The organism is Pseudomonas sp. B21-019, from assembly GCF_024749225.1.
GTDB lineage: Bacteria > Pseudomonadota > Gammaproteobacteria > Pseudomonadales > Pseudomonadaceae > Aquipseudomonas.
Genome location: NZ_CP087193.1, coordinates 974704 through 989020, shown reverse-complemented (window position 1 = coordinate 989020; position 14317 = coordinate 974704). Strand labels below are relative to the sequence as shown.

The window sequence follows — 14317 nt, the reverse complement described above, 5'->3', positions numbered from 1 at the left end:
GAGAGTTCGTCAACCGTTACGCCATTTTTCCTACGCCAGCCTCGGCTGGTGTCCGGGGGAAAACCATTGCAGCCACGAAGGTCAACGCCGCAATACTCGCCAATATCAGGTAAAGGCCTACAAAACCTTGGCGCGGTTCGACGAACGAAATCAGCGGAATCGCGGTAGCACTGGCACCGAACGATAAACAGTAACGCAGCGCGAAGACTCGGGATTGCCATTGCGGCGCGACAAAGTTGGCGACCATCGCATCATTCACCGTGACCTGGCCAAACACCACGAACATGAACGCCGCACCCAGCACGATCACGGCCCAGCCGTCGACATAGGCCAACCCGAACAACAGTGGCGCCTGGCACAGCGTCAACACTATGAACGGCCATTTCAAACTGAAACGATGCAAGACCCGGCCGATGCTCAACTGCGCCACGGCGCCGAAGGCATACGCCAGGCTGACCACGACGCCAAGGATTTGCGGTGAAGTAAACAAATCGTGCAGGCGTTCCTCAAACAATTTCGGATAGGTCATGGTCGTGGCGTTGAACACCACACCGCCGGTCGCGGTGGCCAAGGCCAGTACGCCGAACACCATGACCATGGAAATCCGCTGGCCAGCCGCATCTTTGAGCGGTGTGTGCGCACGCTTGGGGATCGGTTCTTCGCGCACCTGAAACGCGAAACCGATGCCCAGCCCAATCGCCACCACGCCAGGCAAAACGAACGCCGAACGCCAGCCGAGTTGCGCCACCAGCAACCCGGTGATCAGCGCCGAAAACGCCACGCCAAGGTTGCCCCACATGCCGTTGATACCGATTTCACGGCCCCGGTTCTGCGCGTAAGCCACCAGCATCGCGGTGCCCACCGGGTGATAGATCGCGGCGAAAATACCGATCAGCGTCAGGCCGAGTACCAGCATCGGTGCGCTGCTGCTCACGCCGGTAAAGATCGCCGAAGCGCCAATGCCGAAAAAAAACACCAGCATCATTTTCCGTCGGCTCCAGCGATCCCCCAGCCAGCCGGCCGGCAGCGAACAGGCGCCAAAGGCAATAAAACCACCGAGAGACAGGCCGATCAGCACGGCGTAGTCCTGCGCGAAGGCCTGGGTCATGCCGAGAACGGCGGCAGGGAAAATCAGCATGAACATGTGATCGATCACATGGGCTGCGTTGATATAGCGGAGGACATTTCTGGACTGGTTCATCGCGGCACGCTTACGTTGTAGTGAGCGGCTTATGCTAAGTTGGCGAAAAAGAGTAATCCTGACAACAAAGTCATTGGATCTGACATGTTAATCAGCCATTTCCTGCACGGGCCGGTCAGCGCCTATCCGCGAGACTACGTGGATGGTGCTCACCAGGAACTGCATCAACACCGCGAAGCTCAGTTGCTGTACGCCGTTTGCGGCACCATGCGAGTGGTCACTGCGCAAGGTGCCTGGGTCATTCCACCAACCCGAGCCGTGTGGATTCCACCATTGGTGGCGCATGAAATTTTCATGTCGGGCGAGGTGCGCATGCGTTCGCTGTTCATTGCCCCCGAACTGTCGCCGCCAACGCTGCAGCAGTGCTGCGTGCTGGCCGTCACGCCGCTGCTGCGCGAGCTGATCCTGCGCGCGGTGCAAGGTCCGCGACACGCGGAAAACTCATTGATTCAGAAGCTGATGCTGGAAGAGATCGCCAGCCTGGAAAACCTTCCGCTACACATTCAAATGCCCGAGGACCGACGCCTGCAGGGCATCTGCATGGCGCTGCTGCGCGCACCGAATCACTCCAACACCCTGGAAGACTGGGCGCAACAGGTCGGCGCCAGTTCTCGAACCTTGGCGCGGCTGTTCCAGCAGCAACTGAAGATGAATTTCAATGCCTGGCGCCAGCAACTGCGCCTGATGGAAGCACTGCCGCGTCTGCTCGCCGGGGAAAGCGTGCAGAGCGTGGCGCGCGATCTGGGCTACGGCAGTGCTCGGGCGTTCAGCGCAATGTTTCGCCGTTTGCTCGGGGAAAACCCTCGGGAATACCTGAACGCGCTGAACAAATTGAGCGAACTCAATCCCCCATAGACGCTCAGCACTGTCAATGCATCTCGGTGAACGCGAGTTTCACGCCGATGGCGATCAGCACCGCGCCCATCGTCCGGTCGAACCAGTGGCCCATGCGGGCGAAACCGGCGCGCACGCGTTGTTGACTGAACAACATCGCTACCAGGCAAAACCAGAGCGCCGTTGCCGCTGCCAGATAGATCCCGTAACCGGCCTGTACCGCCAACGGCGTGTGCGGGTTGATCACCACGGTGAACAGCGACAGGAAAAACAGCGTGGCTTTCGGGTTCAGGCCATTGGTCACGAACCCCGCAGTGAAGGCGCCCCGCGCGGTGCGCTCACCCGCTTCCTGGTGCAGATCGTCAGCCGCAGGTTTGGCCGGTTGCGCGCGCAGGGCCTTGTAGCCGATGTACAGCAGGTACGCGGCAGCGGCCCATTTCAAGGCGTTGAACAGCACGATCGACTGAGACACGATCAGCCCGATCCCCAGCAGCGAATAACCGACGTGCAGGAAAATCGCCGAGCCAACGCCCAACGCCGTCCAGGTCCCGGCACGGCGACCGTGAGTCACGCTCTCTCGCACCACCACGGCGAAATCCGGGCCGGGGCTTGCAACAGCCAGCAGGTGAATCAGCGCAACGGTCAAGAATTCTGTCCAGTACATGGGGGCTCCTTTTGGGCAGGTCGATCAATAAAAATCTTCGAGGCAAACCTCACCTATTTGCCACGTTTCATATCTGTGGCGAGGGAGCTTGCTCCCGCTGGGTTGCGCAGCGGCCCTAACCCAGGCGACCGAGTATTGTCAGGCATACCGCGTTATCCGGTTTGCGACTGCTTCGCAGCCGAGCGGGAGCAAGCTCCCTCGCCACAGGTTTTGTGCCAGACCAGGCACTACATTCATCTGGTAGGCTCGGCAGATTACGCCTTCAGTTCAATGCACAAAAGGTACAGTTGATGACGAACTCTCGCCGCGCCGTTTTCCTCGACCATCCGTCCCTGGACCTCGGCGATCTCGACCTCAGCCCACTACGCGAGTGCTTCAGCGACTTGCAGCTGTTCGCCCAGACCACGCCTGCGCAGGTGATCGAACGCCTCAAAGGCGCCACTGTCGCCATCACCAATAAAATCCTGATTGATGCGGCGGCCATGGCGGCCAGCCCCGAGTTGAAGCTGATCCTGATTACCGCCACCGGCACCAACAACGTCGACCTTGCTGCAGCCCGCGCCCACGGAATCACTGTTTGCAATTGCCAGGGCTACGGCACGCCGTCGGTGGCTCAGCACACGATCATGTTGTTACTGAACCTGGCGACGCGCCTGGGCGACTATCAAAAAGCCGTCGCCGAAGGTCGCTGGCAACAGGCGAAACAGTTCTGCCTGCTGGATTACCCGATCGTCGAACTCGAAGGCAAAACCCTCGGTTTGCTCGGACACGGTGAGCTGGGCGGTGCCGTCGCGCGGCTGGCCGAAGCGTTCGGCATGCGCGTCTTGTTGGGGCAGATTCCGGGCCGCCCTGCCCGCCCGGATCGCTTGCCGCTGGACGAACTGCTGCCGCAAATCGACGCCCTGACCTTGCATTGCCCGCTCAACGAACACACCCGACACTTCATCGGTGCCCGTGAACTGGCCTCGATGAAGCCCGGTGCTTTCGTGGTCAACACCGCGCGCGGCGGCTTGATCGACGAACAAGCATTGGCCGACGCCCTGCGCAACGGCCACTTGGGCGGCGCGGCCACCGACGTGTTGAGTGTCGAACCACCGACTGCGGGCAACCCGCTGCTGGCCCAGGACATTCCACGGCTGATCGTCACCCCGCACAACGCTTGGGGCAGCCGCGAGGCACGGCAGCGAATCGTTGGCCAGTTGACGGAAAACGCTCAGGCTTATTTCAGCGGTAAAGCGCTGCGGGTCGTCAGTTGATAAACTGCGGCACTTTTTTTCAAGGAGCAGAGTATGGATCCGCGCAGTGAAGTACTGCTTCGTCAGGCCGAGTTGTTCCAGGGTTCGGTATTGCTGGCCGGTTTGCCCGCCGACGACTTGCTGGGTCGCTTGCCCGATGCCCACGGCTGGTGCTGGCACGCCGGTGATCAAGCAGCACTGGACGCCCGTTTCGCCGGGCGCAGCCATTTTGGCGTGAATGCGCCCGAGCGCGAATTCGACAGCGCCGTGGTGTTTCTGCCCAAGTCCAAGGACCTGACCGACTATATCCTCAACGCCCTCGCCTCTCGTCTGGCCGGTCGTGAGTTGTATCTGGTCGGCGAAAAACGCAGCGGCATCGAAGGCGCGGCCAAGCAGTTGAACCCCTTCGGCAAACCACGCAAGCTCGACAGCGCACGGCATTGCCAGCTCTGGCAGGTCACCGTGGCCAATGCGCCAGAAGCCAAGTCGCTGGAAAGCCTGGCCCAGACCTATGAACTGCCATTGGCCGAAGGGCCGTTGAAAGTCATCAGCCTGCCGGGCGTGTTCAGCCACGGTCGACTGGATCGCGGCAGCGCCCTGTTGCTGGAGCATCTGGACAAACTGCCTGGCGGCCACTTGCTGGACTTCGGTTGCGGCGCAGGCGTGCTGGGGGCTGCGGTCAAGCGGCGTTATCCGCACAACCAGGTCACCTTGCTCGATGTCGACGCATTTGCCGCCGCCAGCAGTCGCCTGACCCTGGCCGCCAACGGTCTGGAAGCGGAAGTGCTGACCGGTGACGGCATCGACGCAGCGCCCATGGGCTTGAGCGCGATTCTGAGTAATCCACCGTTCCATGTCGGCGTACACACCGACTACTTCGCCACAGAGAACTTGCTGCGAAAAGCGGCTAAACATCTGAAAAACGGCGGCGAACTGCGCTTGGTAGCGAATAGCTTCCTGAAGTATCAGCCACTGATCGAAGAGCACTTGGGCGTGTGTGCAATCAAGGCTGAAGGCCAGGGTTTCCGAATCTACCGGGCCAAGCGCGGCTAAAAACGCTTTTGCAAAAGAGGGCTTGCCCAATCGGATTTGCCTAGGCAGAATCCGCTCCGTCCTAGGGGAGTAGTCTCCCACGAGCGCCATGCTCGTCCGGCATACGTCAACATACTTGGTCCTCAGACCATGGCGTATGCGACCCACGCGTCCGCATCAGACGGATCGCAGGGTTTGACAAGACCTATGACACGAACACCTTACCCGGGGCGGGAAGGCTGTACGTGTCATAGCCGTGTCGACCCGCCCCTTAGGAAAACCCTGATGATGCTGGACTCTCTACTCGTTCCCACCGCAATCGTTGCCTTGGCCGAAATCGGCGACAAGACGCAACTGCTCGCGCTCATTCTCGCGGCACGCTTTCGCAAACCCTGGCCGATCATTGCCGGCATCGTCGCCGCGACCCTGGCCAACCACGCGGCGGCCGGTGCGGTAGGCGCCTGGTTCGGCAGTTTCTTCTCGAATGCGACGCTGCACTGGATCCTCGCCGCGAGCTTCGCCGCCACCGCGTTGTGGACCCTGGTGCCGGACAAGATGGACGAAGACGAAGCCAGCACCGCCCGCAAGTTCGGACCGTTCCTGACCACGCTGATTGCGTTCTTCCTCGCGGAGATGGGCGACAAGACTCAGGTCGCGACCGTGATGCTCGCCGCGCAATACCCGGATTTGTGGTTGGTGATCCTCGGCACCACCGCCGGGATGTTGATTGCCAACGTGCCGGTGGTACTGGCGGGTAATTTTGCCGCGGAAAAACTGCCTCTGACCCTGATCCGCCGCCTGGCAGCCTCGGCGTTCTTCATCCTGGCGATTGTCGCGGTGTACAAGGCGATGCAGAGCAGTGGCTGGGTTTGACACAACAACCCGATCGTTCCCACGCTCGGCGTGGGAATGCATCCGGTGACGCTCCGCGTCACGACGTTAAAGCGGACGCGGAGCGCCCATGGCTGCATTCCCACGCAGAGCGTGGGAACGATCACTTACTCAGGATTTCCTGGCTTTCTCGTACAACGGCATGACTTTAGGAATCGCCGCCTGCAACGACGCAATCCGACTGGCCGACGCCGGGTGAGTGCTCAAGAACTCTGGCGGCGCGCCTTCCGAGGCCTTGCTCATTTTGTTCCACAGGGTGATCGCAGAGTTCGGGTTGTAACCGGCGCGGGCGGCCAGTTCGAGACCGATCAAGTCAGCTTCGTTTTCGTTCTCGCGACTGTTGGGCAAGGTCATGCCGTATTTGGCCACGGTGTCCGCCAGAGCCAGGCTGTCCTGCCCCAGACCGAGCAACGCACCGGCGCCCTGCTTGGCCATTTCGAGACCGTAAGCCCTGGACATCGCTTCACGGCTGTGCTCGCGCAAGGCGTGAGCGATTTCATGGCCAATGATGGCGGCGATTTCGTCATCAGTGAGTTGCAGGGTGTCGATCAGCCCGCTGTAGAAAATGATCTTGCCGCCAGGCCCGCAGGAGGCATTCAGCTCGTCGCTCTTGATCAGGTTCACTTCCCATTGCCACTGGGCCGAATCCGGACGGAACACCGGTGCCTGGGCAATCAGGCGATTGGAGATGGCCTGGACGCGCTTCGCATTGTTACTGGATTTATCCAGCACGCCTTTGGTGCTCGCCTCCCCGATGGTCTGTTGATAAGACTGGGCGTACATCTGGTTGACCTCGGAGGTCGACAACATACTGAACATGTATTGCGTGCGCTCAACGCCCACGGCGCCACCGCTGGTGGTGTTGACCGACTGACAACCGGCAAGCAGCAGACTTGCACTCAGTGCACACAAAACCAATGTCTTACTCATCAAGAAGCTCCCTGGAAACATGCCGCGTATCCTAGGTGGGGATTTGTATCGGCGCTAGATACAACGGACGTGTAGCACGTACATTTCAGACAAAGCCCCGGTCACCGTAGGAAAAAATTCACACAACAGCGTCCGCCGCGGCTGATCACGGCCAGCAAATGATTCATTTACGACATCCAGCACTCTAAAACAGCCAGTTCGTTACACCTGGCTCATGCCCCACCGCCCCAGTGCCGATACAGCTCTGCAGACGTCCTCTTGCGTGCGGAGCACCCATGAAATTCAAGTCGATCCAGTTTTCCGTTGCCGCCCTGGCCGGCGCCATTGTGCTCAGCGTTGTCGCAGCCCTGGTGCTGTACGCGCTGTTTTCCGGCGCCCGGACCCAAGACATGGTCCAGCAACGGACTCAGGCGCAGTTCGAGCAAGTCATCGAACAGCGCCTGACGTCGCTGGCGCAAACCCAGGTCAGCCAGATCCAGCGCGAACTCGAAGCGCCGCTGCTGATTGCCGGCGGTCTGGTGCGGGTCAACGCATTGATCGGCACACCGGGCGCCGACGGCCAGCCGCAACTGAGCCTTAGCCGCGAGCAACTGATCAGCCTGATCAAGGAAAACGTCGCCCGGAACCCGAAAATTCTCGGTACCTACATTGGGTGGGAAAAAAACGCCCTCGACCACAACGATGCGGCCTACGTCGACACCAAAGTAGTCGGCATCGACGCCAGTAACGGGCGTTTCCTGCCATGGTGGTTCCGTAACGAAGACGGCAGCCTGGGCCTGGACAAACTGGTGGACGTCGACGACCAGAAAACCCTGTCCACCGGCGTGCGCGCCAGCGAGTACTACCTGTGTTCCAAGGAAACCAAAAAATCCTGCGTGATCGATCCGGCGCCCTACAAGGTCGGCGACAAGATCGTCATGCTCGCTTCCTTCATTGAACCGATCATGCTCAACGGCGCGTTCCAGGGCATCGTCGGCGCTGACCTGTCGGTGAACTTCATCCAGGAAATGCTCCTGGGGGCGAATCAGAAACTGTACAGCGGCGCCGGGGAAATGGCCCTGATCGGCGGTAATGGCCGGATCGTCGCCTACACCAAAGACCCGAGCAAATTCGGCGAAAAAGTCAGCGACATCCTCGACAGCAAACAGATTGCCAACATGGCCAATCTCAAGCGCGGCGAAGTGACTTACACCGTCGACAAGGCCCAGGGCCGGATCGAGTTGTACCTGCCCTTCGGCATCGGCCAGACCGACGCCCGCTGGACCTTGATGCTGCAACTGCCGCTGAACGCGGTGATGGCCGACCTGCAAAAACTTCAGGGTGACCTGGACGCACAGCGCAAGTCCGACACCTTTGGCATGGCCATGGTCGGCCTGCTGATCGCCGGCATTGGTTTGTTGGTGATCTGGCTGGTGGGCCACGGCATTGCCCGGCCGCTGAAGCAGATGGTGACCATGCTCGATGACATCGCCCAGGGCGAAGGCGACCTGACCCGCCGCCTGACCAGCGACCGCAGCGACGAACTGGGTTCGATCGCGAAGGGCTTCAACACCTTCCTGGCCAAGTTGCAGGCGATGATTACTCAAGTGGTGACATCGGTGCAGAGCGTCAGCGACTCGTCGGAACATACCGCGGACATCGCCATTCGCACCAACATCGGTGTGCACAAACAAATGGCCGAGATCGATCAGGTCGCCACCGCCGTACACGAAATGACCGCCACCGCCCAGGATGTGGCGCGCAACGCCACCCAGGCCGCGCAAGCTGCCAGTCATGCGGATCAGGCGGCGGCGCAAGGCATGCAAATCGTCCGGGATACGTCGAATTCGATTGGTGTGCTGGCCATCGAAATCGGCAAAGCCGTCGGCGTGGTGCAGACCCTGGCCAAGGACAGCGAAAACATCAACGCGATCCTGACGGCCATTCGCGGCATCGCCGAGCAGACCAACCTGCTGGCCTTGAACGCGGCCATCGAAGCGGCGCGCGCCGGTGAACAGGGTCGAGGATTTGCGGTGGTGGCCGATGAAGTGCGCAACCTGGCGCAGAAAACCCAGAAGGCCACGGAAGAAATCCAGACCATGATCCAGCAACTGCAACAAGGCACCCGCGATGTGGTGCGGGTCATGGAAGACAGTCAGAACCGCACCGATGAAAGCGTGCAGCACGCGGCGAAAGCGGCCGAAGCGCTGGAAACCATTACCCAAGCGGTGTCGGTGATCAACGACATGAACACCCAGATCGCCAGCGCCGCCGAAGAACAGAGCGCGGTGGCCGATGACATCAACCGCAACGTGATCAACATCGGGCAAGTAGCCAATGAAGTGGCTGGCGGTGCGGATGAATCGAGCGCAGCGAGTGCGGATTTGACCAAGTTGGCGGAACAGCAGCGGCGGTTGATCAATCAGTTCAAGGTTTAGGGCTAAAAAGCCAAGGCATCACTTAGCCCGGGGTCAAACACTCCGGCCCATTGAGCTTCGGATCATTCACCATGTTCGCCAGCACCCGCTCGCGCAGCGCCGCGGGTTCGCTGGCCAGCAACGCCTGCAAGGCATGTAGCGGGGTTTCAGGATTGAGCCAGGCTTCCTGCCCCGCTGCATCGAGTATCAACGGCCGACGCTGACTCGAAGCAGGTTGGGTGATCACCGCCGTACTCAGCCATACCTGCTCTTGTACTGGATACGCCTCCCAGATCGCCGCGAAGTACAGCGTCGAGCCCTCCCCCGGCGTCAGCCAGTACGGACGTTTGCGCGTAGTGCCGCGCCACTCGTAAAAACCATTGGCCGGCAGCAGACAACGGCGCAGGCGCAAGGCTTCGCGAAACATCGGCTGTTCGGCAACGGTTTCGGCACGGGCATGGGCCGGTGTGCGCGACAGGTCGGTCAGCCACGGCGGCGTCAGGCCCCAGCGGGCGCGGGCCAACTCACGCTGCCCGTCTGCACCGGCACGCAGCATCAACACCGAATCGTTGGGAGAAATATTCCACTGGGCCTGCTGATCGGCGGGAAATCCGGGCAGGGCTGCGAAGGCGGGGTTCCAGCGAAACAGGGCATAACGTCCACACATGGGGCAATACGACTCTTGATCAAACGAACGTCAGCCTAACAGACCAGCGTGCCGGGAAAGCTGTCCGGTTCATCGCCGGACAGCGGCAGCGCGGCATTGTACGCGGCGATCAGTTCCCGCGCGTATTGCGCCTGGTCGTTATCGACCGATACACCCAGCAGGCCGAATATCGGCAATTCCCCGGTACCGCCGATCAAATCCCGGCCCACCAGATGCGCCTCGATGCCTTCACTGGCCAGCATGCTCAACAGCAATTCGCCTTCCATCAGGTTTTCCGGCTCGTAGATACGCTGCATGGGCGAACCCCTTCATTCGTTTTCGCTGTAGACGTCGAGATGCCATTCCTCGCCGTGAACCTGCAAGACAAAGGTAATGGGACGACAACACACCGGACAGTCCTCGATATAGGTCTGATCACCGCCAGACAAATCCAGAACAGCCTCGACTTCTTCACCGCAATACGGACATTCATACTGCGCAGTTTCCAGCATCGCGGTCTCCCAGGTGACTTGTGCGTATAATCGCCGGTCTATTTGCAGGGCTATTTTTGTCTGACTACCTTTCAGACCGTGCCCCGTTGGTTTTCGATCAATACCTTTACTTACCCTAGCCGTTTCTAACAAGAGAGCATGATGGGCGAATTCGATGCCATCCGACCTTACGACGACAGCGAAGTCCCAGCGGTGCTGGCACGGCTGCTCGGCGACAAGGCGTTTCTAGATATCCTCACCCACTTCCGCTTCCCGCGTTTTGCCGGTGCATTCGGCTGGATGCTCAAACCTCTTATAGCGCATCGGCTGCGCCGTGAGTTCGCCGACGTCACGTCGGTGGCCACGTTGCAGGACAAAGTCGAGTTTTACGTCGACCACACCATCGAGCGCGCCACGGACGGGGTGACCTACACCGGCGTGGAGCAATTCAAGTCCGGCAGTGCCTACCTGTTCATCGCCAACCACCGCGACATCGTGATGGACCCGGCCTTCGTCAACTACGCCGTGTACCACGCCGGCCTGCCGACCCCACGCATCGCCATTGGCGATAACCTGCTGCAGAAGCCTTTTGTCAGCGACCTGATGCGCCTGAACAAGAGCTTCATCGTGCACCGTTCGATCACCGGTCGACGCGAGAAAATGGCGGCGTATCAATTGTTGTCGGCCTACATCAATCACTCGATCCGCAACGATTGCGCCTCGATCTGGATTGCTCAGGCTGAAGGCCGGGCCAAGGACGGCGACGACCGCACCGAGTCGGCGATCCTCAAGATGTTCCACATGAGCCGCAAGGACGAGCCGTTCGGCGAAGTCATCCGCTCGCTGAACCTCACCCCGGTGTCGATCAGCTACGAGTACGACCCCTGCGACCAGGCCAAGGCCCGCGAGCTGTACATTCGCGCCACTACCGGCACCTACACCAAGGCGCCGGGCGAGGATGACGTGAGCATCGCCAAGGGCATCACCGGTTACAAAGGCCGGGTCCACGTGAACTTCGCCGCGCCGATCACCGAACTGTTCGAAGACACCAAGCAATTGGCGATCGAAATGGACAGGCAGATTCTGGGCGGTTACCGGTTATTCCCGGTGCATTACCTGGCGTATGCGCAGTGGAAAGACGCCGACCCGCAATTGCAGGTGCCGAAAGCGGCCGAGCTGTTTGCGGCAGATGAACTGGCCAAGGCTCAGGAAGAATGGCAGCGTCGGCTGGAAGCTTGCCCTGAGGAACATCGCCCGTTCCTGGTGCTGCAATATGCGATGCCGGTGCGTAATCAGTATCGGGTCAAGGCCGGGTTACCTCTTTAGGGTAATGGCTGGATACGACAACGGCGCCCTCGGGCGCCGTTTTTTTGTCTTGATGCAGCAGGTCAGTCAGTCACTGTAACTGTGGCGAGGGAGCTTGCTCCCGCTGGGCTGCGAAGCGGCCCCAAATGCAGCCATCCCCACTGTATCAGACACACTGCGAGCATAGGCTTTACGACTGCTGCGCAGCCGAGCGGGAGCAAGCTCCCTCGCCACAGGGTCTTGTGTCAGGACTTCAGACCCGAGTACTGACCCACGACACCAGCAGCGCCATCCCAAGGCAGGCAAAACCGAAGCGATAGAAAAACCGGTTCATGCGCAAGGTCGCCCAATCGAGCGTCGGCTCTTCGCTGGGCCGGCTCTGGCGCTGGGCTTCGATACTGGCCATCGCGCGCTGTTCACGACGACGGGTGGCGTGCAGCAACCAGCCGCCCGGGCAGGCGAACAGCAAGGCCAGCAGGTTGATCAGTTTGGCGGGATGAGCGGTAAAGAGCGAAATCAATTGCAGCGACATCACAAACCTCAGGCAGAACCAGTGTGGCAGACGCCCAACCGACGACCGCGGCGCGAATTCTACCGAAAGCGCTCCGGCCTGCCCCGGCTTTCCGACAAATAACGAAACCATTTGACCGATAGCTGTCCTGTGTCACGGCGCCGTCATCTGAATCCGCCAGTCTGTCGCCCCTCGAAACCGACACGGACCGCGTCATGCTCCACGCCGAAAACCAGGATCGTCTTTACCTCATTGCCCAAAGCGACGAACAACAAACCTTAGTCGGCAGCCTCGCCTTCAATGTACAGGACCGGCATTGGCTGGTGTATTGCGCGTTGGGCGGGCATCAACATGCGGATTTGCCGGAGACGGATTTGCTGACCGGGGTGAGTGTTCTGGACTTCTATTCGCAAGCGGCTTGATTTCCCTTGCTGGAACGGCAGGCACAAAAAAACCCGGCGCCATCACTGGCGCCGGGTTCTTTAAACAAGCTACAAACCGTTACTCGCCAAGCACCTGACCAATCGTCGGGTCCTTGAACAAGCGGGTCAACGCATCACTCAGCACATCACTGACCAGCTTGGTATTGGTTTCCTGATTCGGCGCCATGCCAAAACGCTGATCCAGCGACGCGCCGTAGCGACCGCTGTAACGACGGTTGGCATTCTGCACATCGGAACGGAACGTCGCGCCAATTGTTGCTTCAGTCACATACAAACCTTCTTTGGGCGACTGATACTTCAGCTCGGCCAGGGTCACCGTCAATTGCGGCGCATTCAGCGCATTGGCCGTCGGCGTGAAGCCCAGCAACCGCACGGCTGCTTCAGCCTGAGCCTGCAGCTTCGGCAGAATCTGCGCGCCCTGCACCGTGATCGCACTGGTCTCCGGGTACAGACCGCCACGGGTCCCCAGGGTTGGCGATGGACGACCATCCACCACACGCACCACCACCGGCTGACCGTGGCCGATCGGCGCCAGCTGAGCCGTCAGCTTGGGTTCCGGGTTCAGTTGTTGCGGGCTGTGGGCGCAGCCGACGAGGGTCAAACTGGTCACAGTGATCAAACCGAACAACAGGCGTTGCAACATGCTCTTCTCTCCAGAATCAGGCAACTAACAATGCCCGCAGTATAGCGGTGCGCCACTGCGGCGAACTAGCTTCGCGCAACGATTACTGAAATCTCTGACAAACCCGGCGCAGCGCGGTTCCTGTCACACCTTTGTCACCGCCCGCTGGCAACCTTTATGGCAGTCATCCCAGTAGGTACGTTGCCATGCGTTTTCTCATCTCGCTGTTCGCGCCACGCCCGCTGCACCGCAGCTTCGCCCTGCTCGACCGCAATGGCCACTGCCAGGCCTTCAAGCAGTGCAGCCTCCAGCCTATGGGCGATGGCTGGGTCGAAATCGAAGAAATTCGCCTCAACTGGCTGCACCATCCCCTGCCCGCCAGCGCCCTTGTCAGCCAGCACCAACCACGTGCACGTGCGCAGCAACTGCTGACCACCTGACCGGACGCCTAATAAAAGTCATTAAACACGACCATTTCCCTGCGTTTCTTCGTTACAATCTCCCCCCGATTATAAGGACGTCTCCTGATCGGGCCTCGCAGCATCGTTCAATGCCTCGGTATTGACACCCCGAACCGCCCACAGAGAGCCGCCCACACAGATCGAGTGAAGCTGGCGCGCTTGCTGTTTCTCAAGCAAAACCCCCACTTTTCGCGAATCTGCAGAGCTGTCATAACGCTCGGTCACTGAGCTGTTTGCCCGTTTTTGCCGCCCATGCACCCCATGGCGGCAATCCATCCGGGCGCGGTGCCAGGCTGGGACAGCCCTTTTTTGAGGTTCACGTCTTCAAAAGAGCGTGAAAAAAACGGGTTTTCACAACTTCACAAGAGTGTGGCGAGCAAATGAATAGTTTTGCGTCTGAACATGCACCATTAGCGTCTACAACAGCCCAACGACACAGGACCGAGTACTCCTCGAACACCGGAGCCTGAAGCCTGTCCGCTACGGATTTGGTTGCACAAACGGATGTCTCGACCATAAGTCGAATTGCCAGCCGCGCGCCGAAATGAGTTCATGTGACTCTTGAAGCCAGGCCGCATGCATCCGTCGAAGTTGCGAAAAATTGCGAAGATTCGGACATGGCGATCCTGGCCATGGGTACCTGGGGCATCACTGA

General features: G+C 59.9%; 16 protein-coding genes, 1 pseudogene and 1 riboswitch. Of the genes and pseudogenes, 9 read left to right on the top strand and 8 right to left on the bottom strand.

Annotated elements, in window-relative coordinates; translation table 11 throughout:
- Positions 1-16 precede the first annotated feature (16 nt).
- The gene (locus tag LOY36_RS04350) at positions 17-1201 is read right to left on the bottom strand and encodes an MFS transporter (protein ID WP_258672383.1); all 1185 of its coding nucleotides are present in this window, start codon (positions 1199-1201) and stop codon (positions 17-19) included.
- 84 nt (positions 1202-1285) lie between these two features.
- On the opposite strand from LOY36_RS04350, the gene LOY36_RS04345 reads away from it, so the two are divergent.
- Positions 1286-2056, top strand: a complete 771-nt coding sequence (locus LOY36_RS04345; RefSeq protein ID WP_019651169.1) for a helix-turn-helix domain-containing protein — start codon at positions 1286-1288, stop codon at positions 2054-2056.
- Between the two features lie 13 nt (positions 2057-2069).
- Here LOY36_RS04345 and LOY36_RS04340 read toward each other — a convergent pair whose 3' ends face one another.
- Positions 2070-2699 carry a LysE family translocator gene (locus tag LOY36_RS04340; protein ID WP_019582369.1) on the bottom strand — a complete coding sequence of 210 codons (630 nt, stop codon included), beginning with the start codon at positions 2697-2699 and terminating at the stop codon, positions 2070-2072.
- Between the two features lie 290 nt (positions 2700-2989).
- On the opposite strand from LOY36_RS04340, the gene LOY36_RS04335 reads away from it, so the two are divergent.
- The 3 genes from LOY36_RS04335 to LOY36_RS04325 all read left to right on the top strand — a co-directional run bounded on the left by LOY36_RS04335 (position 2990) and on the right by LOY36_RS04325 (position 5839).
- The gene (locus tag LOY36_RS04335) at positions 2990-3955 is read left to right on the top strand and encodes a 2-hydroxyacid dehydrogenase (protein WP_204125520.1); all 966 of its coding nucleotides are present in this window, start codon (positions 2990-2992) and stop codon (positions 3953-3955) included.
- 33 nt (positions 3956-3988) lie between these two features.
- Positions 3989-4987, top strand: a complete 999-nt coding sequence (locus LOY36_RS04330; protein WP_019651167.1) for a class I SAM-dependent methyltransferase — start codon at positions 3989-3991, stop codon at positions 4985-4987.
- Positions 4988-5039: 52 nt separating this feature from the next.
- A riboswitch (yybP-ykoY riboswitch) is annotated at positions 5040-5162 on the top strand.
- A 92-nt stretch (positions 5163-5254) separates the two neighbouring features.
- On the top strand, positions 5255-5839 hold the full coding sequence (locus LOY36_RS04325) for a TMEM165/GDT1 family protein (RefSeq protein WP_026286682.1): 585 nt from the start codon (positions 5255-5257) through the stop codon (positions 5837-5839).
- A 129-nt stretch (positions 5840-5968) separates the two neighbouring features.
- Here the strand turns inward: LOY36_RS04325 and LOY36_RS04320 are convergent, their stop codons facing one another.
- On the bottom strand, positions 5969-6787 hold the full coding sequence (locus tag LOY36_RS04320; protein WP_018929596.1) for a M48 family metallopeptidase: 819 nt from the start codon (positions 6785-6787) through the stop codon (positions 5969-5971).
- Positions 6788-7062: 275 nt separating this feature from the next.
- Here LOY36_RS04320 and LOY36_RS29095 point away from each other — a divergent pair.
- Together LOY36_RS29095 and LOY36_RS29090 are read left to right on the top strand one after the other, a co-directional pair.
- A pseudogene (locus tag LOY36_RS29095) lies at positions 7063-8349 on the top strand (HAMP domain-containing protein); the annotation flags it as partial.
- Positions 8350-8361: 12 nt separating this feature from the next.
- The gene (locus tag LOY36_RS29090; RefSeq protein WP_370695251.1) at positions 8362-9204 is read left to right on the top strand and encodes a methyl-accepting chemotaxis protein; all 843 of its coding nucleotides are present in this window, start codon (positions 8362-8364) and stop codon (positions 9202-9204) included.
- A gap of 22 nt (positions 9205-9226) precedes the next feature.
- Here LOY36_RS29090 and LOY36_RS04310 read toward each other — a convergent pair whose 3' ends face one another.
- Genes LOY36_RS04310 through LOY36_RS04300 form a run of 3 tightly spaced genes read right to left on the bottom strand, consistent with a single transcriptional unit; the run spans position 9227 to position 10341 of the window.
- A complete protein-coding gene (locus LOY36_RS04310) occupies positions 9227-9850 on the bottom strand; it encodes an SOS response-associated peptidase (RefSeq protein WP_007939796.1) in 624 nt (207 codons plus the stop codon).
- Positions 9851-9885: 35 nt separating this feature from the next.
- Positions 9886-10146 (bottom strand): putative signal transducing protein, encoded by a 261-nt coding sequence (locus LOY36_RS04305; protein WP_007939795.1) that lies wholly within the window; start codon positions 10144-10146, stop codon positions 9886-9888.
- 12 nt (positions 10147-10158) lie between these two features.
- On the bottom strand, positions 10159-10341 hold the full coding sequence (locus tag LOY36_RS04300) for a CPXCG motif-containing cysteine-rich protein (RefSeq protein ID WP_018929594.1): 183 nt from the start codon (positions 10339-10341) through the stop codon (positions 10159-10161).
- Positions 10342-10479: 138 nt separating this feature from the next.
- Between LOY36_RS04300 and LOY36_RS04295 the strand changes: the two genes are divergently transcribed.
- Positions 10480-11646, top strand: a complete 1167-nt coding sequence (locus tag LOY36_RS04295) for a 1-acyl-sn-glycerol-3-phosphate acyltransferase (protein WP_033047169.1) — start codon at positions 10480-10482, stop codon at positions 11644-11646.
- Positions 11647-11878: 232 nt separating this feature from the next.
- Here LOY36_RS04295 and LOY36_RS04290 read toward each other — a convergent pair whose 3' ends face one another.
- The gene (locus LOY36_RS04290) at positions 11879-12157 is read right to left on the bottom strand and encodes a hypothetical protein (RefSeq protein ID WP_007939791.1); all 279 of its coding nucleotides are present in this window, start codon (positions 12155-12157) and stop codon (positions 11879-11881) included.
- Positions 12158-12351: 194 nt separating this feature from the next.
- Between LOY36_RS04290 and LOY36_RS04285 the strand changes: the two genes are divergently transcribed.
- Positions 12352-12558 carry a hypothetical protein gene (locus LOY36_RS04285; protein ID WP_018929592.1) on the top strand — a complete coding sequence of 69 codons (207 nt, stop codon included), beginning with the start codon at positions 12352-12354 and terminating at the stop codon, positions 12556-12558.
- A 79-nt stretch (positions 12559-12637) separates the two neighbouring features.
- Here the strand turns inward: LOY36_RS04285 and LOY36_RS04280 are convergent, their stop codons facing one another.
- Positions 12638-13222, bottom strand: a complete 585-nt coding sequence (locus tag LOY36_RS04280; protein ID WP_007939787.1) for a YajG family lipoprotein — start codon at positions 13220-13222, stop codon at positions 12638-12640.
- 185 nt (positions 13223-13407) lie between these two features.
- Here LOY36_RS04280 and LOY36_RS04275 point away from each other — a divergent pair, with 185 nt between their 5' ends.
- Positions 13408-13641 carry a hypothetical protein gene (locus LOY36_RS04275; protein WP_019651165.1) on the top strand — a complete coding sequence of 78 codons (234 nt, stop codon included), beginning with the start codon at positions 13408-13410 and terminating at the stop codon, positions 13639-13641.
- Positions 13642-14317: the final 676 nt, after the last annotated feature.